Genomic DNA, 23,863 nt, shown 5'->3' on the forward strand with positions numbered 1-23,863 from the left:
CGCATATTGGCTGTGCCGACCTTTAAACAAGGGTAATACAATCACTATTTACCCCGGCCCTGAATAATGATTTTGAGCGTGTAGAGAAGCACACGAAAGTCCATGGCCAAACTCATATTCTCGATATAAAGAATGTCGAATTTGAGGCGCTCGACCATCTGCGGAACGGTTTCGGCGTAGCCGTACTTCACCTGGCCCAGCGACGTGAGGCCGGGACGCACGCGGTGCAGGTGGCGGTAGTGGGGGGCAATTTTGGTGATCTGATTAATAAAAAACTGCCGCTCCGGGCGCGGGCCCACAATGCTCATATCGCCCTTGATCACGTTCCAGAACTGAGGCAGCTCGTCGAGGCGGACCTTACGCATAAAGCGGCCCCAGGGTGTGATGCGCGGGTCGCGGTCGGAGCTGAGGGCGGGGCCGCAGTCCTCGGCGTCGACGTACATAGAGCGAAACTTATAGATTCGGAAGGGCACGCCGTGCCGTCCGATGCGCTCCTGTGCGTAGAATATCGGCCCCGGCGAGGACATCTTAACCATGACGGCCGTAAAGGCATACACCGGCCAGCCCAGCAGCAAAAACGAGCCCGAGCCCAGTACATCGATCAGGCGCTTCAGAATCTTTTGCCACAGCGGCAGCAAATCCTGCTTTATCTCGATGAGCGGCGTGCCAAACAGGTGGTTAACCTTCACCGAGCCCAGCAGCATCTGGTAGAGGTCGGGCAGCACGCTTACGCGGGCAGTGGTGCCTTCCAGCAGCGCAAGCAGCTCCTGAATCATGCGGTGCTCGCTGGGCTCAATCGCGATTACTACTTGCTCGATGTCCAGCGTGCGAATGAGGGTCGGCAGGCGCTGGTAGCCGTCGCAGCGCGGCAGGGCTTCAGCCAGAGCGTCATCGATAGTGTCGCCCACGGGCGTAAACCCGACGAGTTTGAGGCCCAGATGCCGACTCGTGCGCACCAGTTCGTGGTAGGTATCGTGGGCCAGAGAATTGGAGCCAACCAACAGCGTATTAAACGAAATCACGCCACCGCGCACCAGCTTCTGTATGCTGCTCACGGCCCAGGTACGCAGCACCGCCGTGATAAAGAAATGCAGCAGGAAGTACGCCGAAATCGTTTTGTAGTAAAGCTGATAGCTGCTTACGCCTTCGTCATCGAGCAGAAAAGCGAAGAAAATCACAATCGCCCCAATTACTGACACGCGCGCCAGCCCAATGATTTCGGCCAGACGGGATTTGCGAAAAATATCGCGATACTCCCCAATCAGCGCATAGAGAACCAGCCAGAAGGAAGCGATGACAACAGCCGAACCCGTGAGCGAAAACATCACGCTTTCGGTGAAAACGTAGCCTTCATTGATCTCGCTGAGCAGGTATTTGCGCAGCAGAAAAAAACATATCCAGGCCAGGAGGGCCGCACCGAAGTCGGCGCCTATCAGCTTCAGCTTTTGGATGGTACGGATCAAGGGCGGACAAACAAGCCGGACCTTTCAGACCGGCAACAAGTAGGTGGTGGGGTGGCAATGCCAACGAAAGCGTAATTTCGCCGTCAGAGCTGCGCTGGAGGGCAATTTTGCTGTCTTTCGGAGTAGCCAAAGGTAGAGCATTAAAGCGGAATTTTCCGGCCTCCTGCCCCTACCACTCCGTATTCATCTCATGGACGCTAACAGCTACCGACACCGCGGCCTACGCCGCGCTCTTGTGGAAGAGCTTCGCCGCAAAGGTATTCGCGATGAGAAGGTACTGGCGGCCATAGGTACCGTGCCGCGCCACCTTTTCTTCGCCCCCGCTTTTCAGGCGCACGCCTATCAGGACAAGGCTTTTCCGATTGGCGAGGGCCAGACGATTTCGCAGCCCTACACCGTAGCATACCAAACAGAGCTGCTCCGGCTTACGCCCGACGATAAAGTGCTGGAAATTGGTACCGGCTCGGGGTATCAGTGCTGTGTGCTGCTCCAGATTACGCCCCACGTTTACAGCATCGAGTACAACCCTGTGCTGTTTGAAGGCACCCGCAAGCGCCTGGCGGCCCTGCACCAGCAGGCGCACCTCGTCTGCGGCGACGGCTCGCTGGGCTTGCCTGACCAAGCCCCCTTCGATAAGATTCTGGTGACGGCCGGCTCGCCCAATATTCCACGGCCGCTGCTGCGGCAGCTGCGCATCGGCGGCGCCCTGGTTATTCCGGTCGGTGATGCGCAGGTGCAGCGCATGATGCGCGTGGTGCGCGAGAGCGAAGACGAGTTTTCACGGGAGATTTTCGAGGAGTTTCGGTTCGTGCCCTTGCTGGGCCGGGCCGGCTGGGGTGGGTAAGCGGATAGGATATACCCGGCGCAGCCGCCTATCTTCGCGGCTTCATTAGCCTATTCTTTCTACCCCAATGCGCAAACAGAAGCCCGTCAAAGACTCGTTCGTGAACATGACCGAGCTGGTGCTGCCCAACGATACCAACACGCTCAACAACCTGATGGGCGGCCGCATGATGCATCTGATGGACATCGCCGCCGCCATTTCGGCCCAAAAACACTCCAACCGCATCGTTGTCACGGCTTCCGTGGACAATGTGTCGTTTAGTGCCGGCATTCGTCTCGGCAACGTGGTAACCTTACAGGCCCAGGTGACGCGCTCCTTTAGCTCGTCGATGGAAGTGCATATCGACGTGTGGGCCGAGGATATCCCGACGGGTACCAAAGTCAAATCCAACGAGGCCTTCTTCACATTTGTGGCCGTAGATCAGTCGGGCCGCCCGATTGATGTGCCGGAAGCCGTGGCCGAAACGGAAGAGGAAATCCGCTTGTATGATGGTGCTTTGCGGCGGCGTCAGCTGCGCCTGGTGCTCGGTGGCCGCATGAAGCCCGAAGAAGCATCGGAGCTTAAAGCCCTTTTTGATTTGGATTAAGGTGAATAGTTAAATTGCTGAAGGGTAAACGCCTGGTTCTCCATCAAGACCCGCGAACGACCAGCCATTTACCCTCCAACCATTTAACCATCAATTCTATATGCACGAGGCATCGCTGGCTTTTTTTCAGAATTTCTACACCAACGTATCGCTGTACGTGGTGGCGGAGGCAGATGAAAATGCCCCCCAGTTGCCCGCCGCCGCCCCAGCTGCTCCTGCGGCGCCCGTTGCGTCGGTGCCCCCTGCTACTCCTCAGCCACCAACACCTGCGGCACCGGCACCGCCTGTGCCAGTTCCACCCTTAGCGGTAAAACCCGTCGCGCCCGCGAAGCTGCCTTCCATGGCGGGCCTGAATTTGCCCCCCACGCCGGCCGTTTCAGCCCCGGTAAGTCCCGCTCCTGCTCCCCCTGCCCCACCCGTGTCAGACCAGCCGCAGCGAACGGCGCCGCCACTTACCGAAACGCCGTATTCTACGCTCGGCAGCAATGCTAATGGCCTTGTTATCATCGTGCGCATGGATCCGGTACGGTTTCAGCGGCTGCCCAAAAACGTGTTTCTCAACAACCTGCTCAAGGCTATTCGGCTGATTGTGGAGGATGTGGTTATTATCAACGTAGAGTCGCATTTGCCCGTGGCCCTGAGCACCTTACGGCAAAAACTGGCGGCCAAGCAAATCATTGGCTTCGGCAAAAACCTGCTTGATGTCGCCGTGTACAAAACGCAGCTGTATGAGCCGGTGCTTCTGGTAAACGATGTCGCCTACCTGCCCGCCGCCGAAATCGAGTTACTGGAGGAAGATACCAGCCGCAAAAAGCTGCTTTGGCAAGCTATGCAGCGTATGTTTTTGAGTTAGCCGAAAATATAGAAGCATAAGTACACTAGAACGTCATGCAGAGCAGCACGAAGCATCTCGCTCGCAGTCGTTGTCACTGTTATCGTCAAAAGTAATTGTCATCCTGAGGCACGAAGGAGCTTCTCGCACTGAAACAAGTCATGCAACTGCTACAAGGTCCTTCGTGCCTCAGGATGACAAACGGAAAAATAAAAAAGCATAAAAAAGCCCCCCAGAATCTTTCCGGGGGGCTTTTTCTGGTCTTAGGAAGTTGGAGCCTTAGTTGGCTGCCAGCACTGACTTTAGCTTTTCCTCCAGTTCTTCACCACGCAGGTTTTTTGCGATGATGCGACCTTGTGGGTCCAGAAGGATAGTCTGGGGGATAGACTTTACACCGTAGGTCTGGCCGGCTGCGCTTTCCCAACCTTTCAGATCGGAAACGTGGGTCCAGGTGAGACCATCTTTAGCAATAGCTTTCTCCCACTTGGTTTTATCCTGATCGAAGGAGACGCCGTAAATCTCGAAGCCTTTGCTTTTGTACTTGTTGTACATGCGCACCACATTCGGGTTTTCCTGACGGCAGGGGCCACACCACGAAGCCCAGAAATCAATGAGCACGTACTTGCCACGCAGGCTACTCAGCGCCACGGGGGCACCGGCTGGCGATGCCAGTTGAATCTCAGGAGCAACCACACCCACGGCCGTGGGGCGCAGCACATCCAGCCGCGTCACCAAGGACTGCGTATAGCGCGAGTCGGGCAAAGTTTTCTTGAACAGCGTGGCCATGGAATCAGCGAACGGGAACTGCTCATCCGGATTCAGCACGTTGCCCACCACAAAGGCCGACACGACTGAATTGGGGTTCTGACGCACCAGCTGCTTGATACCAGCGATGTTGCGGGCCTGCACCGTCGTGAAGCGCTCTCTGATGACGCGCATGGTGTCCTCACGGCCTGCCTGTGCCGCTTGGTTGTAGCGCTCGCCCAGGCTTTCTACTGTCTTTTTGGTTTTGTCCAGCTCGCGCATCAGGCGCTGTAATAGCTCCGAATCGGGGGAGCCTTTCACCGTGTAGCTGGTGCCTAGTTGCGCGGCATCGCCGCTTAGCTGCACCTGACTGCCGTTGTTGAGGGCCAGCAGCACCTGGTTGGCGTCGTCTGTTTTGAGTTGATACAGCCCGGCTTCCGGCAAAGCACCTTTTAGGGTAAAAGCGCCTTTTTCGTCAACGGTAGCCGTATCGCGGGAAATAAACTGAGTTTCGCCCAGTTCCGCCAGATACACCTTGGTTCCAGCCGGAGCGTTGGTCAGTTGACCCGTAACCTGATAGCCTTCGCCCGTAGTAGCATTAGCGGTGTCCGACGTGGGAGCCGTAGCTCGGTTACAGGCATTAGCCATGCCTAGCACGGCGGCAAATAGCAGAATGCTCTTCATTTTCTTCATCATCTCGGTTGATATGCCAAGTCGGGGCAGCTAAAATTCAGTTACAGACCCGATTTGGGGCCGCAAGTTGCCGATTATCGCGTAAATCGGCAGCCATATGGGAACGCTTATTTAAACCCGATTCGGTTCATGAGGTTCCACAACCTGCGTCTGACCTAACTTATAACCCCAGAGGCACGCTTGGCAAAGCACGCCCCTGGGATTGAATTACACGCTGGCGTCCAATTTTTGGCGCAGCAGCTGGTTGGCTACTTTGGGGTCGGCTTTACCGCCGGTAAGCTTCATCAGCTCGCCCATAAACATGCCGGTCAGGGCTTTTTTACCGGCGCGGTACTCAGCTACTTTGCCGGGGTTTGCGGCCAGCACCTGCTCGACCATTGCCAGCAAGCCTGCCTCGTCCGACTCTTGTAGCAAGTTTTGCTCTTGGGCGGCCTGGGGGGCTCTTTTCTCCGGGTTCTCGAGCAAATACGGGAACAGCTGCTTGGAAGCAACCGAATGGCTGATCTTGTTTTCGTCGATAAGCTGAATGATATCGGCAAGGTGCTGCGTGGTGAGCGGGAACTCACTCATCGGCAATGCGCGCTCATTCAGATACGACTTCACCGGCCCCATCACCCAGTTGGCGGCAGCTTTGGCGTTGGTGGTCAGGCGCGTAAGCTCATCGAAAAACAAGGCCACTTCCTTCTGGTCCGTGAGCACCGATGCATCGTAATCCGACAAACCCAGCTCGCCGGTAAAGCGCGCGTAAAGCTGTTGGGGCAGTGCCGGCAATTCGGCCTGCACGCGGTGCAACCAGGCGTCATCGATGACCACGGGGGGCAAATCTGGCTCCGGGAAGTAGCGGTAGTCGTTCATCGTCTCCTTGCTACGCTGTCCGCTGGTAGTACCCGACGCCGCATCGAAGCCACGCGTTTCGCTGTCGATGGTTTCGCCGGCTTCCAGAATGGCAATCTGCCGCTCAATCTCGTGCTCAATGGCGCGCTGCACGTTGCGGAAGGAGTTCATGTTCTTCACCTCCACCTTGGTCCCGAACTTATCGGCCCCGCGCAGCATCACCGAGATATTGGCGTCGCAGCGAAGCGAGCCTTCCTCCATGTTGCCGTCGCAAATACCCAAGTACACCACCAGCTTCTTGATTTCGGCCAAATAAGCGTAGGCTTCCTCTGCGTTGCGAATGTCCGGCTCCGACACAATCTCAATTAGCGGCACGCCAGCGCGGTTCAAATCCACCAGCGTTTCTACCTCGCCCGCCAAGTGCATGGATTTGCCCGCGTCTTCCTCCATGTGAATGCGCGTCACGCCAATTTCCCGCGTGGTACCGTCACTCAAGCGAATCGGGACGTGGCCTTGGGTGCAGATTGGGGTTTTATCCTGGGTGATCTGGTAGCCCTTGGGCAGGTCAGGATAGAAGTAGTTTTTGCGCGCAAATAGGTTGTCGCGGGTAATGTGACAGTTGGTGGCCAAGCCCATTTTCATGGCAAACTCCACGGCCGAGTAGTTCACCCGCGGCAGCGTACCGGGGTGGCCCAACGTAATTACCGAGAGGTTATGATTTGGCAGCGCACCGTACTCATTCTCATCCGACGAGTACATTTTGCTGTGCGTGAGCAGCTGTGCGTGCACTTCTAGCCCGATAACAGGCTGGTATTTTGATTTTATTGCTTCGTCCATGAATCGCAGATTTACGCTGATTTGGCGGCTGATTTCTACTTGCGAAGGTAAGGCACAGCAGCTACGTTTTATTTCTCGTTCCTGTTAATCGTAATATGCTTGACGAGTTCCAGTGGTTTACTTAACTAATAGTATTGTAGAGAAGAGAAGCGAAGCGGACACTTTTCAATTTATCTTAAATGTTAGTGGCAGGGTGTAGAATGTGTCCATAGGGTCGCAGTCTATCAGCCCGACTCGCCACTGCTTGATTCTGCGCACCGCCGCTATTGCCTCAACATCTAGTAAAGGTGAAGGGGACTCAACTACCCAAACATCAACTAGTTGACCAGTCCGATTTACTACAAATTTCACCTTAACTACGCCTTCAATGCCAAGTTTTAGGGCCTTAGCAGGATAACGCACATTGGTAGTCTGCTGAGTGAAAGGTACTTGGTTAGGGCAAGCGCGACGGTCCAAGGTATCGCAGTTCATGGCGCCACCAGATTCATCAAAACATTCCTGAAGCACTCGCTTTTGATTTTCATATCTGTCTCGGCGGCGAATTTTACCGTTCGAATAGTAAGCTAGTCCCTCGCCCTGACGTGCCCCGTCTTGATAGCTCTCACGGCGCTTGACGCTCCCATTATCGTAGTATACCACCGTCTCACCATCCCGAATACGGCGGCGGATGTTAGAAAAGGAGGCAACTTCCCTAACTTTTTTTGGAGCGAAATACCACGTCTCAACAGCCCTTAAACTATCAGTGAACTTTGTTTCGACAGCGTATGAAGCGCCTACGGAATTTATAAGTCTTCTATTTTGTGCGTCGAAGTACGCCATTACCTTGGTGCCAGCAGTTTGCCCTAGCAAGTGCATAGGCATTAACAGACAGCAAAGCAGGAGCATATTGCAACGCATAAGCATGTTTTTAGAGCCTTTACCCTAACCCCTTCCCTATCAATTCCTCCGCTTTGCCAATAGCCGCGCCGAGCCCAGCCACATTTTTGCCCCCCGCAGTAGCGAAGAATGGCTGACCGCCGCCGCCGCCCTGAATTTCCTTAGCCAGCTCGCGCACCAGCGTGGAAGCGTTCAATTTGCCCCCCGCAGCTAGTGCATCATCTAGCATCACAGCCAACTGTGGCTTCCCTTCAATCTCGGCTCCGAGCACCAGCACTAGGTTAGGCACAGCTTGGCGTAGGTTAAAGGCCAGCGTTTTGAGACCATCGGCAGAGTTAACCTGCACCTGAGCGGCAAGGAAATTCACGCCATTCAGTGGCTTCACCTGAGATGCTAATTGTTCTTTTTGCTGATTGAGACTTTGCTGAGCAAACTGCTCAATCTGCTTACGCAGGCCAGCAATTTCTTCGGTTTGCTTCTCGATGCTGGTCAGCAGATGTTGTGGGTTGCCCAGCGCCTCGCGCACCTGCTGTAGCAAGTCTAGCTGCTGGTTCACGTAAGCTTCGGCAGCCTCGGCCGTTACGGCTTCGATGCGGCGCACACCGGCGCCTACCGCCGATTCGGAGGTAATTTTGAAGAAGCCGATGTCGCCGGTGGTGCGCACGTGGGTGCCGCCGCAAAGCTCTACGGAAAAGTCTTTGTCGAAGGTAATGACGCGCACAAATTCGCCGTACTTCTCACCAAATAAGGCGGTGGCGCCTAGTTCTTTCGCCTCGGCAATCGGCACGTTGCGGCGCTCATCCAGCGGAATTTGCTGACGAATTCGTTCATTCACCAGCGTTTCTACCTGGCGCAGTTGGTCGTCGGTTACTTTGGTGAAGTGGCTGAAGTCGAAGCGCAGGAGCTTCTCATTTACTAAGGAGCCTTTTTGGGCAACGTGGGAGCCTACTATTTCGCGCAGAGCGGCTTGCAGCAAGTGGGTAGCCGTGTGGTTGCGGCGAATTTGGTCGCGGCGGGCGTGGTCGATGCGGCTGATGAAGCTGGCCTCCAGATCCTCGGGCAAATCCAGGACGGTGTGCACGATGAGGTCGTTTTCCTTTTTCGTGTCAATCACCCGCACCTTCGACAAGTCCGACTCCAGGTAGCCCGTGTCGCCAATTTGCCCCCCAGACTCTGCGTAGAACGGCGTTTGATCCAGTACAACCTGATACTCGGTTTTGCCTTTGCGGTCGGTGCGGCGGTAACGCAGAATGCGGGCTGGCGCTTCCTCCAGGTCGTAGCCTACAAACGCGGGCTGCTCCTCCGATTCAGTTACGATGGTCCAGTCGCTTTGCTCAGCCTCTTGGGCGTTGCGCGAGCGGCTTTTCTGCGCTTCTAATTCTTTCTTAAAGCCTTCCTCGTCCACAGTCAGACCCTTTTCGCGGGCGATGAGGGCGGTCAGGTCGAGCGGGAAACCGAACGTATCCGACAGCTCAAACGCCGTAGCGCCGTCGATGCGGTTACCATTGGCTTTGGCCGTTGCCTCCAAAGCGTCCAAGCGGCGCAGACCGTTTTCCAGCGTTTTCAGGAAGGCAATTTCTTCCTCCTCAATCACGCGCTGCACAAACTGCTGCTGCTGCTTGAGTTCGGGGAAAATGCTGCGCATCTGGTCGGCCAGCACGGGCACCAGTTTATAGAGGAAAGGCTGCTTCTGATTCAGCGAGGAAAAGGCATAGCGCACGGCCCGGCGCAGGATACGGCGAATCACGTAGCCGGCCTTCACGTTGCTGGGCAGTTGTCCGTCGGCAATTGTGAAGCTGATAGTGCGGATGTGGTCGGCGATTACACGGATGGCGATGTCCGTTTTCTCGTTCTCCGTGGTGGGCTGGTCATTCACGGTGGCCGGGGCCGTGCCGTGGTATTCCAGACCAACTTCCGAGGCAATAAACTGAATTAGGGGCTGGAAAACGTCGGTGTCGTAGTTCGACTTCACGCCCGACACAGCCATCATCAGACGCTCGAAGCCCATACCTGTATCCACGTGCTGGGCCGGCAGCTTTACCAACGACTTGTCGGCCAGACGCTGGAATTCCATGAACACGTTGTTCCAGATTTCGACTACCTGCGGGTGGTCATTATTTACCAGCTCCCGCCCCGATTTCTGGGCTACTTCGGCCTCGTCGCGCAGGTCGATATGGATTTCGGTGCAGGGGCCGCAGGGGCCCGTATCGCCCATTTCCCAAAAGTTATCCTTCTTGTTGCCGGGCATAATGCGCTCTTCGGCCACGTACTGCCGCCACAGTTCCTGCGTCTCCGTATCAGCGCCGAGGCCGTCGCCTTGGTCGCCTTCGAAGTAGGTGACGTAGAGGCGGTCTTTGGGCAGCTTGTATACTTCGGTGAGCAGCTCCCAGGCCCAGGCAATGGCGTCTTTCTTGAAATAATCGCCAAACGACCAGTTGCCGAGCATCTCGAACATGGTGTGGTGGTAGGTGTCGTAGCCTACCTCTTCCAGGTCGTTGTGCTTGCCCGACACGCGCAGACACTTCTGGGTATCCGCGATGCGCTTGAAGGGCGCGGGCTTGTTGCCGAGGAAATAGTCCTTAAACGGGGCCATACCCGAGTTGATGAACAGCAGCGTGGGGTCGTCTTTTACCACAATAGGCGCCGAGGGTACAATGTGGTGGCCTTTGGAGGCGAAGAAGTCGAGGAATTGCTGGCGGACGTGGTGGGCCGAGGGAAGTGACATGGCAGGTAGCCTAAGCGGAAGCTTAGGGAATCGTTGGAATCGTGGAACGAAGCCGGCCGCGCCGCCGGAAAGTTGGCGGCTGGCTGGATTTTGGCTACTTTTCGCCATTAAATTAATGGCGTTAGCGGCAAAGTTAGCCGACTTTGATAGTAGCGCGAACTTTCCGTTCGCGTTTCGTCAGGTTTGCTGCAAAAATGCCCCCAGCCATTCACTCAACGGTACGCGAACTAAAAGTTCGCGCTACATCGCGCTAGCCTTATGCCCTACAAAGAACGCGACATCGAAAAGCAGTACTTCACCATCGGCGAGGTAGCCGCGCAATTCAACGTAGCGCCCTCACTTATTCGCTTCTGGGAAACGGAATTTGAGGAATTGCGCCCCCGCAAAAGCAAAAAAGGCAACCGCCTCTACACGCCCCAGGACATCGATATTTTCCGCACCATCTACCATCTGGTGAAGGAGCGCGGCTACACCATCCCCGGCGCCCGCGACCTGATGAAGCAAAAAGGCCCCCAGCTCAAGGAAAAAATCGACGTGATTCAGAGCCTGGAGAAAGTGCGCAAATTCATGGTTACCATGAAGAAAGAGCTGGATGCTATTAGCAAGGCACAATAATATTTAATCAGAACGTCATGCAGAGCGGAGCGAAGCATCTCGCATGCTGATGTCTACTTACTAATCTCACTACCGCTGGCGAGATGCTTCGCTCCGCTCTGCATGACCGCCTTTTAGCATAATGTTGGGAGAAGGTGCGAGCGATTCAGTTTTAGTCGTGGCGTACTATTTGACTGGGGGAAAGCATAGCTTCCTATCTGCTTCTATCCCGCTTTTCATTTCATGCCCGCCGACGATACGTTACTCTACGAAGTTGCTCTAACATTATTTCCCGGCATCGGTCCCCAGCTTACGCGTCAGCTGATGAGCTACGGCGGCTCGGCCAAAAACGTGCTGCATTTGCCCCCCGGCAAGCTCCGCAAGATTCCCGGCGTCGGCAACACGACGGTGGCTACGCTCACTGGCGCGGAGCGCGGTAAAGCGCTTACTCTGGCCGAAACCACCTTGCGCCGGGCGGAAAAAGATGGGGTGCAATTGCTTTTTTATACCAGCAAGCGCTATCCGACTCGCCTCAAGCAAATTCCCGATGCGCCGGCGCTGCTTTATTATCAAGGCACCGCCGACCTCAACCATTCTAAAACTGTAGCCTTAGTCGGTACTCGCAAAGCTACCGATTATGGCCGCGAGCAAACGGAGCGTATTGTGCAGGGCTTGGTGACACATAATCCACTTGTAGTCAGCGGACTGGCTTACGGTATCGACATTGCTGCGCACCGCGCTGCTTTGCAGGAAGGCTTGGAAACAGTGGGCGTAATGGCCACGGGCCTCAATATTATCTACCCCGCCGCGCACCGCAAAACGGCGGAGAAAATGATTACCCAAGGCGGTTTGCTCACTGAGTTTCCCTTCGGCACCCAGCCCGACCGCTACAACTTTCCGGCGCGCAACCGTATTATCGCCGGCCTTTCCGATGGCACTGTGGTTGTGGAAGCGGCGCGCAAAGGCGGCGCCCTTATCACGGCCGAAATTGCGCTAAGCTATAACCGCGACGTGCTGGCCGTGCCCGGCAACCTCGGCACCGACACCTCCGAGGGCTGCAACCATTTGATCAAAAGCAACAAAGCCGCCATGTACGCCGAGCCGCGCGACCTGGAGGAAGTGCTCAACTGGGACGCGGCCCTGCACCAAACCGGCAAAAAACGCCCCCCAGCCACCTACGACGCCGACGATTTTTCCACGGAGGAATTTCAGCTTATTCAGGTGCTCGCCTTACAGGAAGAACTACTGGATAATCTTAGCTGGAAAGCGCAATTACCCGTTAATCAGGCGGCTAGCTTGCTGCTGGGTCTGGAGTTTAGGGGCGTAGTGAAAGCATTGCCCGGCAAGCGGTTTGCGCTGTTGTAAACAAAGCCGTTGGGTAGTGCCACGACTTTTGTGGGTCGTGGCACCACTATCGTTGACCCGAAGGACAGCGAAGCTAACAAGCTGGCTGGGGGCTTTTTATATTGCTAGCAGACATCAGCAACGATAGTGGTACCACTTGGTTCCTCAGCCTCTTCTTTCACCTTATTTGCGCCTGCTTTGTCCTACCTTATCTACAACGGCCAGCTGATGGATGAAGCCGCTTTCAAGCTGGCTTTGCCCAATCGGGGCCTGTTTTACAACGACGGTTTTTTTGAGACACTGATCTGGGCCGATGGTGGGGTGCGCCTCCTCTCCTATCATCTGCACCGGATGCAGGCCGCCGCCAGTGCTTTGCACCTGACTCTGCCTGCCGAGCTGGGCACGCCAGATAGTCTGGGGGGCATTTTTGACCAATTAGTAGCTGCCCAAAACCTTACAGCGGCCCGTCTGCGCCTCCAGCTATGGAGGGCAGGCGCAGGCTTATACACGCCGGTCACTCCAACAGCCGATTATTTGCTCACCGCAACGGCCTACGAGCCGGCCGCACCCACTGGCGCCCGCGCCGATTTTAGCCAGCACTTACGCACGCACTTCTCGCCTTTCAGCTTCTGCAAAGGTCCTAATGCGCTTACTTACGTCATGGCTGCCCAGGAGCGCGCCGGCCGCGGCCTCGACGAGGTTCTGCTGCTGGACAGCGCAGGGCACGTAGCCGAAGCGGGCGCAGCGGCAATTTTTTGGGTGAAGAATAAATGCCTACACACGCCTGCCATCAGTACGGGGTGCGTGGCGGGCGTCCGCCGGGCTCACTTGCTGAGCGTGGCTCAGGCACATGGATTTCCTGTCGAGGAAGGCCTTTATCCGGTAACAGAGCTGCTTACTGCGGAGGCCGTGTTTACGGCAAATGTGGCAACGGTGCGCCCTATCTGGCAAGTGGGTGAAACCAGCTTTTCCCCCGAACCGCATCCTTTGGTAACCCAGCTACTACGCTGGGAAGCAAGCTATTGATGCAGCTGCGGAAGATTTCGCCGCCGCAGCTTGCGCCAGCTGTCTTCAAACTCCAGCAGATCAGCTTCGGTTACCTCATTGGTGCGTAATACGTTCGCACGAGGGCCTTGCCCGGCGTGCAGCGCATACAATGCTACCCATGCCCGGTGCTGACGCGTCAGCACACTTTGCTCTGATTCGGTAACGTAGATGGAAAAGTAGTCGCGAGGTATCACGCGGGCAGCTACGAAAAACGTAAAGGTTCGGATTTAGACTTTGTATAATTTTATTTTTATACAAATAATTATACTAAATAATGTACAGCTAGTTAGTTAGGCCTTAGTTAGCGAGGTTTATAATATTAAATGCAATATAAGGAACGGCCGTCTAAACTTTATTGAATAGAGAAGTTTGCGCTTAAATCTTCTTCCGAGGTCTGGGGGCCGGGCTCAAAACGCAGCATCCGAAACACGCGCTGCGCTTCATCGGCGAGTGCTTGCAGGGCCGGAGCCGGTACGGGCCCATCGCGGTACGGGTTGGGCGCCGGCGTAAGAGTGACGACGGACGTCCGACTCACCCGACCATCCGGCGCTACCTGCAGCCTGATAACGACCTTGGCCTCAGCTCGAGCCTGCACCGCCGCCGATGGGTAGCGACTATTCTGGGAGAAGAACACCATTGAAATACTGTCTTCGGGCAACGACTGCCCCTGGCGCATGCGGCTGCCCAGGCCGCGCTTCAGCAGCTTAGACTGGGCCACGCGCGGCTGCTCCGTTGTATCGGGCACCACGGCTGGCTGCGGCTTCGGGGCCCGCTGCTTCTTTTGCAAGGGCTCAATAGCCGCGGGCGGCTGGGCCGTCCAGCGGTTGTAGCTGCCTTGCGCACGGGCAGCGGGTGCCGCCATCAGGGCCAGCAGCAAGCACCCGATGAGCAGCAATAATCCGTTGTGCTTCAGGCTGGCGGGAGTCGCGGCACTAGGCTTCATAGTACTTACTACTTGTGAGTTAACGAATGCTGGGAGGCAAATTTTTCCCGGCTTGTAATGCTACGTCTGTCCCGGCAAATAAATTCCCCCTTGCGAAACGTCACGCAGCCTCCTATTTGAGGTGAGTCGCCAGCCAAATGGTTGCAACACTTCCCGCAGGCTTACCCACGATTACAAACACAACATCCGTTCGCGGGCTGCTTCGCAGTATTCAGCCTAAGCGTCTTTTGCAATCAATGCTTCGCCAAACCAGCGAACCTCCGACTATACGGCCACAGGCGCTTTTATGGCTGGGTGCGGCTCGTAATTTTCGAGGGTAAAGTCCTCATACTGAAAGCCGAATATATCCGTCACCTCTGGCTTCAGGCGCAGCTGTGGTAAGGGGCGCGGGGCGCGCGTAAGCTGGAGGCGGGCTTGCTCCAGGTGGTTGGAGTACAGATGCGTGTCGCCGCCAGTCCAGATGAATTCGCCGGGCTCCAAGCCGGTTACCTGGGCCATCATCAGCGTGAGCATGGCGTAGGAGGCAATGTTGAAAGGCACACCCAAAAACACGTCGGCGGAGCGCTGGTAGAGTTGGCAGGAAAGCTTGCCGTCGGCTACGTAAAACTGAAACAGGGCGTGGCAGGGCGTCAGGCGCATCAGGGGCAGGTCGGCTACGTTCCAGGCCGATACTACCATGCGGCGCGAATCGGGCTGGGTACGAAGTAGGCGCACCATTTCGGCTATCTGGTCGATGCTTTGGCCGTCGGGGGCCGTCCAGCTGCGCCACTGCTTGCCGTAGATGGGCCCTAGGTCGCCGTTGGCATCGGCCCACTCCCGCCAGATGCTCACGCCCACGTCTTCCAGCGACTTATTGCTGGTGTCGCCGCGCAAAAACCACAGCAGCTCGTGAATGATGCTCTTGAGGTGGACTTTTTTGGTGGTAACCAGCGGGAAGCCCTGGGCCAGATCGAAGCGCATCTGGTAGCCAAACACCGAGAGCGTACCGGTGCCGGTGCGGTCGGTTTTGGTGGTGCCGTGGTCGAGGATATGACGAACGAGGTCGAGGTACTGCTGCATGAGAAGAATAGCGCCCGCCGAAGCTGGCTGGAAAGAGGTGCGGATAGGTCGAGTTGTCAAAAATAGAAAAAGCCGCCCGGTTTGGGGCGGCTTTTCTGTTTTCGTAGAAATGAAATTTGGACCATCTTGATGCTGGGCTTCTGCTGTACATCGCGAAGTATGAAAATCAATCATTACACACCGCCCTGTTCAGTTTTCGAAGTCATAGGTGGTCGTCTGCCCCGCGATACCAATCTTGACATTATCGACATAGCCGATAAAGTTATTGGCAAAGGTAGGTCCTCCTAGCCCGACCCGAATGCCCCCCCGCCCGTTACCCACGTTGCGAATCGTGGCGTGCGGATACTTCTGAATATAGGAAGCGAGCGTAATCAGGCGGCCGTTATTATCGGGATCACTGAGCACATCGGTCACGATAAAAAAGCCGCCGTGCAAGACGTCCCAGGTTTGCCATGTATTATTCCGGCTGACCCACTGCTCAGGTACTGATATTCCCGCAGGTACGATAAACTGGGCAGTCTGATACCAAGGCGTAAAATTAAGGATATCATCGGCCGTCCCATCGCCGTTGTTGTCGGCATGCAGTACAAAGAAAGGAGTATCGACTAGGGTATCGCGGCGTTCGACGAAGGTAGCATAGGATAGCTCGGTAATACTCGACAGCAAGGTGCCGGCATACTGCGTGTTGCGAACGCGAGAGAAGTTAAAACTGTGATTATGTGTGGCCGTCGTGGTGAACCGCACGCTGCCAGTGCCTAGTATGGGCGTGGCAGGTCCGGGAGAAAACTTCACCGTGGTCGTTGCCGGCACTCCCATGGTCTCATAGGTCCAGCCATGCGGCGTCGCCTCCGTCACCACCAGGGGAGGCGAGGGAAATCCTGGGATGCGTGTGTCTTCTTCACACGCCAGCAGCAACATACTGGCCGTGAGCAAGAGGCTGAGGCGGAAAGCTAGCGCTGTCTTTCGGGCGAGTACGCTGCCTAGGACAGAAATCGGATTAGGCAGCCATTCCGGGAAAGCCGGAGCAGATGGTGGGTTTGGTTCTTTGGCAGCCATTGGTTTCACCGGAATATAGGGTGAGATGTACAATACGTCGTCGCGAGGGGGGTGCTTATCGCAGCTGGGTCTGGAAGACGTAGGCCCCGATTTGCTCGCCCATGGTCTGGCCCTGGACGACGGAGGAACGGGTATGGTAGCCGGCATAGATGCGCGAGACGGAGTTCTCGGTGGCCGCGGGCGTGAAGCCGGCAAAGCCGCGGGTCTGCCTGGCGTTGTTGGTGATGGCGAAGGGCACGGCATCGGTGCCGAAAAAATTCTTCAGCACGGCCGCGGCCGCCCCGCCGGCGACGGCGTGGCCCGACACATAGTCCGGGTCGGGCGGGGTGGGAAAGGCGAAGGGCACCCAGCTCGCATCCGGGCTCGTGAGGGGGTTGTTATCCCGATCCGCCTGCTGAATAGCCGTGGTGGGACGCCAGCGCGGGAAGGCCAGCTTGGTGTCGGCCATGGCAATGTAGGCGTCGGCCTCGGCCACCTGCACCAGCGCCAGCAGCCGCGCCGTGCCGTGGGCACTCTGGGGGTTACTAGCGAGGGCGGCGCGGGCAATGCGATTCCACTGCAAGGGGGAGTTATCCAGCCAGTACAGGGCGATGGCCGTCTGCTCGGCCGTGCGCTGGGTGCTGACAGCCCCCCCCAGCGCCTGGATCTCGTTGATATCGGCCGCGTACTCCGCCGAGGTCAGGGCCGGGGGCGGCACGCGGCGAAACTGAGCCGCCGAGGTTAAGGCAAAAGGCCGTACGTCCCGCCAGCCGGCCAGGGCAAAGAAGCCGTTGAAGGGGGGAGCGTCAAAGGGGGGCGTAAACTGGTAGTCGCCGGGGTTGCTGCCCGGGGTGTAGGGAATCTGGGCTACATCGGACCGGTCGCCCACCCGGGTGGCCAGCACGGCCTGGGCCGCCGCGTGGCCTAACGCAATGCCCAGCGTCTTGGCCTGGCCGTCGCGAATGGAAGCCAGCGAGACCTGGTAGAGGGAATCGGCGTAGGCTTTTTGCTCGGGCAGCACGGCCACCAGGGCGTGGTGGGCGGCCGTACTCACGGCCGCTTCGGGCGAGGCCAGGGGCATCAGCGGACCTTGCAGGGCGTAGGGCGCGTAGCGGCGCTGGATGTTATTGAGCGCATCGTGCATGGATAAGTTCACGATGGCATAGATGCGCGCCTCGGGGTGGGGCAGGATAAAAAAGCCCGTGGTAGGATCGGCCATGCGGGCCACAGCCACGGTGCCCGCGGTATTCCAGGTCAGCACGGCCTGGCGGCCGCCGACGGGAAAGGGCACCAGGGTGCCATCTTCGTGACAGGCCGTGGCCAGAAGCAGGCAGCAGAGCAGCGGCAGTAACGGGCGTAGCAGGGAGGGAAAGCGAGTTAACGTTTTCATAGAAATAAACAGGTTAGGATAGGTTAGCTACCACAGGCGTGAGTGACCACGAGCTGATACGCCTAGGTGTAGCTGTTTCTAAAAATGCAGGCTTTAAGAAGGACCGACTTAGAGTGGCAGCGAGGAGGGGGCACCGGCAGGGCGCACGAGGAGCAGTAATCCTTTTATACTCACAAAGGAGAAGAGAAGCAGCCGTGTTAACTTGTCTAAGCTACAAAAAAATATCAGACTAGTACTATTAATTATTGTTAAATTTCTATCCGACTTCTTGTAAAGGCTCGTGCCATTTAAGATATATGTTATCACAGCCTATTGATAATTCCTTCCCTTTTGCCAGTTATAATGGCTACGGCACTCTAATCAACAAAGAAGCCCCGCTCACAGGCGTGCCTTCTCCTGTTCACTTTAGCTACTCTCTACAACGACTTTGCGATAGAAGGAGGTCTTATAACGACTTTTTATACTACCGCTTACTGATCTTATTCATTGAAATAGCGCGCTGCTGATTGCTCTTAAACCCATCCATATCATCAGCCCGAAGCGCCAGATGCTTGGTGCTGCGGCCGGTCATGCGCTTGCGCCACATCCGGAAAGAGGACGCCTTCATCATTTTCCGCATCAGCGCAATAACGTCCTTCTCTGCCAGGCCAAACTGCGCTTCGATGGCCTCGAAAGGCGTGCGGTCTTCCCAGCCCATTTCTATGATGCGGTCAACGTCGGCGGCGGAGAGGGGCTGGGGGGCTTTTTCAGGCACTTTCATATACTCCTTGATAAATAAGTAGGTAAGGAAATCATGGGAAATATGATGTATTCCAAAGCATCTGTTGCGCAGGCTACACTATCTCTTAAGGGCTTGTCTCCATGCCACTAATCCCATTGCTAATAGACAACAGCTAACGCCAGCAATCGGATAGACTTTCAACATAAAACACAAATTATAGCCAGTAATACTCGATATGCAGTCTTCCATACTGTTAGTTTCATATTTAAGACTGACCATAACATCTAAAGTTGCCAGACCACAATACATAGCGGCCATAAAAAGCAGTATAGCTAGACCTTTAATATATTTTAAGTGTTGATTAAATTTTATTTCTCTCATTTATTGATACGTGGATGATGCTTTCTTAACCACTCAGTTGTACCACTGTCAGGTTTACTTGTGTCTAGGCCTAATGAGTTAAGTAATCCAAGACTATGAGGATGAATATCAACTGTGACGAAAACTGTATCTGAAGACCCTTTAAGCAGATACCATTGATATTTTTCCGAATTTATTCTTTTTGGACCGACAAAGACATTAGGACTAACATTCAGCTCATATTTTACAGTATCATAGAAAGTAACTTTTGCCTCAGCTTCCTGACACGAAGGAATAAATAATAACGGCAACCAGAAAAGAATATAAATAGTAAGTGGTAACAAGAAGACTCCAATAAAAAATCGATAGAATATTCTCATTATATGCGCATTCTCTTAAAGTAGATAAAAGTAGTACGTAAAATAAAAAGGCATCCACTTTAGCCTTTTTACCGCTAAAGTGGATGCCTTTTTATTTCTTTAATGCTTTACAGCGACTTCGTAACTGGCGCGGCGGCCGGCGCTGGGGTGGCTTTCACGACGGCCGTTTTTGTGTCTTTCTTCATGCAGCAGGCAGCGGTGCCTTTCTCGGGCATGTTGCAGGTTTTGGCGGCGGTTTTCTTGGCCTTCTTCTCGTCTTTACCCTCGTGGGCGGTGGCGGTACCAACGAAAACAAACAGGGCGAGGGCCAGCAGGGCGTTTTTCATAAACGGGGAAGAAGTAAAAGTGAGGAAACAAAACCTGGCGGGGCGTGGTTGGCTTGGCTGCGCCTTTCTAGTGGTATCCATTGGTCTCCGCCGTTTCTAAAGTACAAACAGTGGTTCAAAGCGCCAAGCGCGCCGCTGTTTTGCCCGTTCTAGCTACCCCGAATGCCCCTTCGCAAACTTAGTTACCTCACGCTGCTCGTGTTGGCCCTCATTTCGGCCCTGGGCGTGTATTACGTGGCCCAGCTGCGCTTCAACTACAATTTCAACGACTTCTACCCTGCCGGCGACCCCGACCTGGATTACTACGAGCAGTACTCCAAGCGCTTCGGCAACGACAACGACTACGTGCTGATCGGGCTGGAAGCACCGGCCGATGGCAGCGTGTTCAATGCGCCGTTTCTGGCTCGCGTCGATTCGTTTACGCGCTTTGCCCAGCGCCAGCGCTACGTTGAGCAGGTCACGTCGCCCACCACGCTTACCAACCCCGTGGTGGAAGGCCTGGGCGTGTTCAACATTCCGTATCTGCACCTGGATGAGCCCGCGCGCCTACCCGCCGATTCGGCCATCATCTACCGCACGCCGGGCTTAGTGGGCAACCTTTTTGCCGCCGATGGCAAGGCCGTCACGGTGCTGCTCCAGACCGCGCCCGACCTGAAAAAGCCCCCCGGCGACTCGCTGATGACCAGCCTGACGACCAGGCTCACCCAGCTTGGCTTCGCGGAAGGTGACTACCATATGGCCGGCAAGCTAGTGGCCCAATCGGTGTTTGTTGACCGGTTGCAGCGCGAAATGATTCTGTTTATGAGCCTATCGGTGCTGCTGGTCACGGGGCTGCTGTGGTTTACGTTTCGGACGTGGTGGGGCGTGATATTGCCGCTGGTAGTGGTGCTGGGGGCTATTTTGTGGGGGCTGGGGCTGATGTCGGCCTGCGGGGTTAGCATCGATTTGATGACAGCTTTGCTGCCCGTTATCATGTTTACGGTGGGCATGTCCGATACCATTCACTTCATCACGCGCTACGTGACGGAGCTGGGCTACGGCGCGCCCAAAAGTGAGGCGTTGCGCACCACCATCCGCGAATCGGGCTTCGGCTCCGGCCTGTCGGCCCTGACGACCAGCATCGGCTTTTTTACCCTGATGACCAGCTCCATCCGGCCCATTCACAACTTCGGGCTGTTCACAGGCATCTCGGTGCTGCTGGCTTTTGTGCTCACCTTCACGCTGTTGCCGGCTCTACTCCTGCTGTTACGCAAGCCTCAGCTGCGCGTACCTCGCCAGCACGGCCACGACTGGGACGGCGTGCTGGGTCGCATGTTTCGCTGGGTGCTGGTGCGGCGGCGGCTGGTTTTTGGGCTTGGGGGGCTAATCATTGCCGGGTCCATTGCGTCGGCCATGCAAGTGCGCATTAATTCGGCCCTGCTCGATGACTTGTCGGAGGGCGACCCGGTACGGCAGGACTTCGGCTTTTTTGAGCAGCATTTCGCCGGCGTACGGCCTTTCGAGCTGGATTTGAAGCCGGCAAACGGCGGCACCATCTACGATTTGGCGGTGCTGCGCCAGATTGAGCGCGTCGAAATCTATCTTCGGCAGGATTACGGCCTGAACTTTTTGGCCTCGCCGGTTACCATCGTAAAGTCGGTGCGGAAGGCGCTGAACGGCGGCGATGTGGCAGAATATCGCCTGCCCGATTCGGAGGCTGAGCTGCGCCGCATTGTGGCTAAAGTCAAGCTGTTCCGGAAGCTGCCGGAGTTTCGCTCCCTGGTGCAGCCCGACGCCCGCGAAGGTCGCATCACGGGCCGCATGTCGGACGTTGGCAGTATTCGCGCCGACGCGGCCAATGCCAAGCTGCGCACGTTTCTGGCCCAGAATATCGACGCCAATATCCTCCAAACCCGTCTCACCGGCTCGGCCAACCTCATCGACAAAAACAACGAAAACCTCACCCGCGACATGATTGTGGGCATGAGCATCGACATTGTCATGGTCACGCTGATTGTGCTGGCCTTGTTTCGCAGCCTGCGCATGACGGCCGTGGTGCTGGTGCCCAACCTGGTGCCCATCATCGTAGTGGCGGGCGTGATGGGACTTGCGGGCGTGAATATGAAGGTTAGCACGAGCATCATTTTCACTATCGCCTTCGGCATTGCCGTGGACGATACCATTCACTTTATCAGCAAGTTAAAGCTGACATTACTCAAAGAACCCAATCTGTTTCGGGCCGTGCGCCGCACTTACCTGATGGCCGGCAAAGCGGTTATCGTCACGTCTACCATCCTTGTGGGGGGCTTTTCTACCCTGATTTTCTCCTCCTTCGACGGCACGTTTTACGTGGGCCTGCTCATCGGCCTGACGCTGCTCTTCGGCGTCGTGGCCGAGCTGACCCTGCTGCCCCTGCTGATTCTGTATTTTTACAAGCACCGGCCCAAGGAAATCAGGCAGCCCGTGGCGGTGCTGGGGGGCTAATTTGAGGATTTCAAGAGAAGCCCGAGCCCGTACAAACTACGAGGCGCACTTCGCCGTTAAAGTGCCATATGAGTTTCAAGAGGTATTTATTTTTCATCATCACGCTGCTGGTCGTGGGCGGCAACGCGCTGGCTCAGGCAGCCGAAAACGACCCGTTGCTGCGCCAAATTCGGGAGCGGGAGCAGCTGATGCGGGCCTACGAGCAAACCAGCGCCCAGCGCAATGGCCTGTTTGGAAAAAAAGCCTCCAAAAAAGACCTCAACCAAGTAAATGCGGCCCTGCGCCGCATCATTCGCAAAGACACGGAGATTCTGGAGGCCGTGAGGCAGCGCACTCTGCCCAAACTAGCGCAGGTGGAAGTGGCCCGCGAGAAGGCCGAAACAAAGGCCGTGGAGGCTACAAATGGGCAGTATAAGGCTCTGGAAAACCAGATCGAGGAGCTACAAATCAGGGAGATGGCGCGCGAAAAGCTGGAAGTAGAGCGTGAAACCCGCCTGCTGATAGCCCAGGCCGCCGCCGCCGAAGCCGAGCAGGTTCGCACCCGGCACGAGATGCTAGCCATCGGCCTGGCCCTGTTTAGCGCGGGTTTGCTGGGCTACATTCTGTGGCAGCGGCGCAGCAAGGGCAAAGACTATCGTCGGGCCGTTCCGTTTCAGCACCGCAGCCGGCCGCTAGCTGAGTAACAAGATGCTGTTGTTACTTTGCCGTATGAAACTACGCTTGCTTTCCGGATTTTTCCTCCTGATCACCTTCTTCGCTGAGGCTCAAACACCTGAAAATGTTTCGGTTGCGGAGCCCAGCCCCGTTACCCGCCTGATTCAGGAGCGGGAACTGTTAGTGCGCCAGTACGAAGAAGCCAACGCGCGCCGCAACAGTCTTTTTGGCAATCAGCCTTCCAAAAAAGACCTGCAAGAAGTGGTGGAAACACTGAAAGGCATCATCCGCAAAGACACCGAAATTGTGCAGGCCGTGAAGAACGATGCCCTGCGCCGCACCGCTAATATCGTGGCCGAAAAGCAGCAGGCTCAGCAGCAGATTACCGTAGCCAAAACCGACCAGAGCAGCACCCAGCAGCGCTTCTACGACCTGGAAAACCAGATCCAAAACCTGGAGATGCGCGACAAGCAGCGCGAAAAAAAGCTCCTCGATGCCCAAGCCGCCGCTAAAGAAGCCGAAGCCGACCGCACCAGCCGCGAGATGCTGGCCGTGGCTCTGGCCGTACTTAGCGCCGGCCTTCTATTCTATATTTTCCGCCTGCGCCAGCGCATCCCCGCCCGCCGCGCCCGCCGATAAATTTGCCCCCAAACGCTTGGAGAGACGCGACACTTCGCGTCTCTCCAAGCGTTTACTTAACCAAAAAAGCACCCCAGCGGCTCCAAGATGCTACTTCCGGCTGCGCAATACCTGACGTACGCCGAAGCCGTGGATCTGTACAATCAGCTGCGGGAAGCTGAAATTGCGGCCTTGGTCAAAACCTGCGGGCCGCCTTCTCTGCCCTTCGGGGAAGGATTGTATTATCAGCTCCTGATTGAGGAAGACGAGGCCCCGGCTGCCCACCAAATCGTCGTTGCCTTTGAGCAGCGGCGCGCCGCGCCAGCATTGCACCGCTGCCCACGCTGCGGCTCCCTCGATACGACGCCGGCACTACGGCAAGCGTGGTGGAAACGGCTGTTTTATGCGGGCACTACGCTTTACGCTTGTCAGCAGTGCGGAAAGGAATTTTCGGGATAAGATAAATGCTGGTTGGCTACGAAAAATACCCGAGTA

At 56.1% G+C, this 23,863-nt stretch carries 23 protein-coding genes; 10 read left to right on the forward strand and 13 right to left on the reverse strand.

What is annotated here, in order from left to right:
• Positions 1-44: 44 nt before the first annotated feature.
• Positions 45-1,463 (reverse strand): sugar transferase, encoded by a 1,419-nt coding sequence (locus IEW06_RS15630; protein WP_223284517.1) that lies wholly within the window; start codon positions 1,461-1,463, stop codon positions 45-47.
• 190 nt (positions 1,464-1,653) lie between these two features.
• On the opposite strand from IEW06_RS15630, the gene IEW06_RS15635 reads away from it, so the two are divergent.
• From IEW06_RS15635 to IEW06_RS15645, 3 genes are all read left to right on the forward strand, one after another.
• The gene (locus IEW06_RS15635; RefSeq protein ID WP_187731872.1) at positions 1,654-2,307 is read left to right on the forward strand and encodes a protein-L-isoaspartate(D-aspartate) O-methyltransferase; all 654 of its coding nucleotides are present in this window, start codon (positions 1,654-1,656) and stop codon (positions 2,305-2,307) included.
• A gap of 67 nt (positions 2,308-2,374) precedes the next feature.
• Positions 2,375-2,893 (forward strand): acyl-CoA thioesterase, encoded by a 519-nt coding sequence (locus tag IEW06_RS15640; RefSeq protein ID WP_187309392.1) that lies wholly within the window; start codon positions 2,375-2,377, stop codon positions 2,891-2,893.
• A gap of 100 nt (positions 2,894-2,993) precedes the next feature.
• Positions 2,994-3,746: a hypothetical protein gene (locus tag IEW06_RS15645; RefSeq protein ID WP_188548556.1), complete on the forward strand. Its 753-nt coding sequence runs from the start codon at positions 2,994-2,996 to the stop codon at positions 3,744-3,746.
• Between the two features lie 258 nt (positions 3,747-4,004).
• Here the strand turns inward: IEW06_RS15645 and IEW06_RS15650 are convergent, their stop codons facing one another.
• The 4 genes from IEW06_RS15650 to alaS all read right to left on the reverse strand — a co-directional run bounded on the left by IEW06_RS15650 (position 4,005) and on the right by alaS (position 10,434).
• A complete protein-coding gene (locus IEW06_RS15650) occupies positions 4,005-5,165 on the reverse strand; it encodes a TlpA disulfide reductase family protein (RefSeq protein WP_187731869.1) in 1,161 nt (386 codons plus the stop codon).
• A gap of 204 nt (positions 5,166-5,369) precedes the next feature.
• Positions 5,370-6,833, reverse strand: coding sequence for an Asp-tRNA(Asn)/Glu-tRNA(Gln) amidotransferase subunit GatB (gatB, locus tag IEW06_RS15655; RefSeq protein WP_187731868.1), 1,464 nt, complete (start codon positions 6,831-6,833; stop codon positions 5,370-5,372).
• A 165-nt stretch (positions 6,834-6,998) separates the two neighbouring features.
• A complete protein-coding gene (locus IEW06_RS15660) occupies positions 6,999-7,694 on the reverse strand; it encodes an energy transducer TonB (RefSeq protein WP_188548557.1) in 696 nt (231 codons plus the stop codon).
• Between the two features lie 55 nt (positions 7,695-7,749).
• Positions 7,750-10,434, reverse strand: coding sequence for an alanine--tRNA ligase (alaS, locus tag IEW06_RS15665; RefSeq protein ID WP_187731866.1), 2,685 nt, complete (start codon positions 10,432-10,434; stop codon positions 7,750-7,752).
• A 258-nt stretch (positions 10,435-10,692) separates the two neighbouring features.
• On the opposite strand from alaS, the gene IEW06_RS15670 reads away from it, so the two are divergent.
• The 3 genes from IEW06_RS15670 (at position 10,693) to IEW06_RS15680 (ending at position 13,398) form a co-directional block, all read left to right on the forward strand.
• A complete protein-coding gene (locus IEW06_RS15670) occupies positions 10,693-11,049 on the forward strand; it encodes a MerR family transcriptional regulator (protein WP_133272670.1) in 357 nt (118 codons plus the stop codon).
• 222 nt (positions 11,050-11,271) lie between these two features.
• Positions 11,272-12,393 carry a DNA-processing protein DprA gene (dprA, locus tag IEW06_RS15675; RefSeq protein ID WP_187731865.1) on the forward strand — a complete coding sequence of 374 codons (1,122 nt, stop codon included), beginning with the start codon at positions 11,272-11,274 and terminating at the stop codon, positions 12,391-12,393.
• 177 nt (positions 12,394-12,570) lie between these two features.
• The gene (locus IEW06_RS15680; RefSeq protein WP_188548558.1) at positions 12,571-13,398 is read left to right on the forward strand and encodes an aminotransferase class IV; all 828 of its coding nucleotides are present in this window, start codon (positions 12,571-12,573) and stop codon (positions 13,396-13,398) included.
• Here the strand turns inward: IEW06_RS15680 and IEW06_RS15685 are convergent.
• From IEW06_RS15685 to IEW06_RS15720, 8 genes are all read right to left on the reverse strand, one after another.
• Positions 13,392-13,613, reverse strand: a complete 222-nt coding sequence (locus tag IEW06_RS15685) for a hypothetical protein (RefSeq protein WP_187731863.1) — start codon at positions 13,611-13,613, stop codon at positions 13,392-13,394. The genes IEW06_RS15680 and IEW06_RS15685 overlap by 7 nt on opposite strands.
• Before the next feature lie 158 nt (positions 13,614-13,771).
• Positions 13,772-14,362: an energy transducer TonB gene (locus tag IEW06_RS15690; protein ID WP_187731862.1), complete on the reverse strand. Its 591-nt coding sequence runs from the start codon at positions 14,360-14,362 to the stop codon at positions 13,772-13,774.
• Between the two features lie 264 nt (positions 14,363-14,626).
• The gene (locus tag IEW06_RS15695) at positions 14,627-15,421 is read right to left on the reverse strand and encodes a thymidylate synthase (RefSeq protein WP_187734308.1); all 795 of its coding nucleotides are present in this window, start codon (positions 15,419-15,421) and stop codon (positions 14,627-14,629) included.
• A 189-nt stretch (positions 15,422-15,610) separates the two neighbouring features.
• Positions 15,611-16,477 carry a hypothetical protein gene (locus IEW06_RS15700; protein ID WP_187731861.1) on the reverse strand — a complete coding sequence of 289 codons (867 nt, stop codon included), beginning with the start codon at positions 16,475-16,477 and terminating at the stop codon, positions 15,611-15,613.
• A 55-nt stretch (positions 16,478-16,532) separates the two neighbouring features.
• Entirely contained in the window at positions 16,533-17,846 is a 1,314-nt protein-coding gene (locus tag IEW06_RS15705; RefSeq protein WP_188548559.1) for a vanadium-dependent haloperoxidase, read from the reverse strand.
• 463 nt (positions 17,847-18,309) lie between these two features.
• Positions 18,310-18,606 (reverse strand): TIGR03643 family protein, encoded by a 297-nt coding sequence (locus IEW06_RS15710; protein WP_187731858.1) that lies wholly within the window; start codon positions 18,604-18,606, stop codon positions 18,310-18,312.
• 338 nt (positions 18,607-18,944) lie between these two features.
• Positions 18,945-19,271: a hypothetical protein gene (locus tag IEW06_RS15715; RefSeq protein ID WP_187731857.1), complete on the reverse strand. Its 327-nt coding sequence runs from the start codon at positions 19,269-19,271 to the stop codon at positions 18,945-18,947.
• 143 nt (positions 19,272-19,414) lie between these two features.
• Positions 19,415-19,633, reverse strand: a complete 219-nt coding sequence (locus tag IEW06_RS15720; protein WP_187731856.1) for a hypothetical protein — start codon at positions 19,631-19,633, stop codon at positions 19,415-19,417.
• Between the two features lie 162 nt (positions 19,634-19,795).
• Between IEW06_RS15720 and IEW06_RS15725 the strand changes: the two genes are divergently transcribed.
• From IEW06_RS15725 to IEW06_RS15740, 4 genes are all read left to right on the forward strand, one after another.
• Positions 19,796-22,096 carry an efflux RND transporter permease subunit gene (locus tag IEW06_RS15725; protein WP_188548560.1) on the forward strand — a complete coding sequence of 767 codons (2,301 nt, stop codon included), beginning with the start codon at positions 19,796-19,798 and terminating at the stop codon, positions 22,094-22,096.
• Positions 22,097-22,164: 68 nt separating this feature from the next.
• On the forward strand, positions 22,165-22,779 hold the full coding sequence (locus IEW06_RS15730; protein WP_187731855.1) for a hypothetical protein: 615 nt from the start codon (positions 22,165-22,167) through the stop codon (positions 22,777-22,779).
• 25 nt (positions 22,780-22,804) lie between these two features.
• On the forward strand, positions 22,805-23,389 hold the full coding sequence (locus IEW06_RS15735) for a hypothetical protein (protein ID WP_187731854.1): 585 nt from the start codon (positions 22,805-22,807) through the stop codon (positions 23,387-23,389).
• 87 nt (positions 23,390-23,476) lie between these two features.
• On the forward strand, positions 23,477-23,827 hold the full coding sequence (locus tag IEW06_RS15740) for an eL43 family ribosomal protein (protein ID WP_188548561.1): 351 nt from the start codon (positions 23,477-23,479) through the stop codon (positions 23,825-23,827).
• The last annotated feature ends 36 nt before the right edge of the window (positions 23,828-23,863 follow it).

The sequence above is a fragment of the Hymenobacter qilianensis genome, from assembly GCF_014638675.1.
GTDB lineage: Bacteria > Bacteroidota > Bacteroidia > Cytophagales > Hymenobacteraceae > Hymenobacter > Hymenobacter qilianensis.

Coding starts and splice junctions, on each gene's coding strand:
- gatB (WP_187731868.1), bottom strand. CDS start 6,833: ATGGACGAAGCAATAAAATCAAAATACCAGCCTGTTATCGGGCTAGAA.
- IEW06_RS15645 (WP_188548556.1), top strand. CDS start 2,994: ATGCACGAGGCATCGCTGGCTTTTTTTCAGAATTTCTACACCAACGTA.
- IEW06_RS15670 (WP_133272670.1), top strand. CDS start 10,693: ATGCCCTACAAAGAACGCGACATCGAAAAGCAGTACTTCACCATCGGC.
- IEW06_RS15730 (WP_187731855.1), top strand. CDS start 22,165: ATGAGTTTCAAGAGGTATTTATTTTTCATCATCACGCTGCTGGTCGTG.
- IEW06_RS15650 (WP_187731869.1), bottom strand. CDS start 5,165: ATGATGAAGAAAATGAAGAGCATTCTGCTATTTGCCGCCGTGCTAGGC.
- IEW06_RS15710 (WP_187731858.1), bottom strand. CDS start 18,606: ATGAAAGTGCCTGAAAAAGCCCCCCAGCCCCTCTCCGCCGCCGACGTT.
- IEW06_RS15695 (WP_187734308.1), bottom strand. CDS start 15,421: ATGCAGCAGTACCTCGACCTCGTTCGTCATATCCTCGACCACGGCACC.
- IEW06_RS15635 (WP_187731872.1), top strand. CDS start 1,654: ATGGACGCTAACAGCTACCGACACCGCGGCCTACGCCGCGCTCTTGTG.
- IEW06_RS15640 (WP_187309392.1), top strand. CDS start 2,375: ATGCGCAAACAGAAGCCCGTCAAAGACTCGTTCGTGAACATGACCGAG.
- IEW06_RS15725 (WP_188548560.1), top strand. CDS start 19,796: ATGCCCCTTCGCAAACTTAGTTACCTCACGCTGCTCGTGTTGGCCCTC.
- IEW06_RS15700 (WP_187731861.1), bottom strand. CDS start 16,477: ATGGCTGCCAAAGAACCAAACCCACCATCTGCTCCGGCTTTCCCGGAA.
- alaS (WP_187731866.1), bottom strand. CDS start 10,434: ATGTCACTTCCCTCGGCCCACCACGTCCGCCAGCAATTCCTCGACTTC.
- dprA (WP_187731865.1), top strand. CDS start 11,272: ATGCCCGCCGACGATACGTTACTCTACGAAGTTGCTCTAACATTATTT.
- IEW06_RS15720 (WP_187731856.1), bottom strand. CDS start 19,633: ATGAAAAACGCCCTGCTGGCCCTCGCCCTGTTTGTTTTCGTTGGTACC.
- IEW06_RS15660 (WP_188548557.1), bottom strand. CDS start 7,694: ATGCCTATGCACTTGCTAGGGCAAACTGCTGGCACCAAGGTAATGGCG.
- IEW06_RS15735 (WP_187731854.1), top strand. CDS start 22,805: ATGAAACTACGCTTGCTTTCCGGATTTTTCCTCCTGATCACCTTCTTC.
- IEW06_RS15705 (WP_188548559.1), bottom strand. CDS start 17,846: ATGAAAACGTTAACTCGCTTTCCCTCCCTGCTACGCCCGTTACTGCCG.
- IEW06_RS15690 (WP_187731862.1), bottom strand. CDS start 14,362: ATGAAGCCTAGTGCCGCGACTCCCGCCAGCCTGAAGCACAACGGATTA.
- IEW06_RS15740 (WP_188548561.1), top strand. CDS start 23,477: ATGCTACTTCCGGCTGCGCAATACCTGACGTACGCCGAAGCCGTGGAT.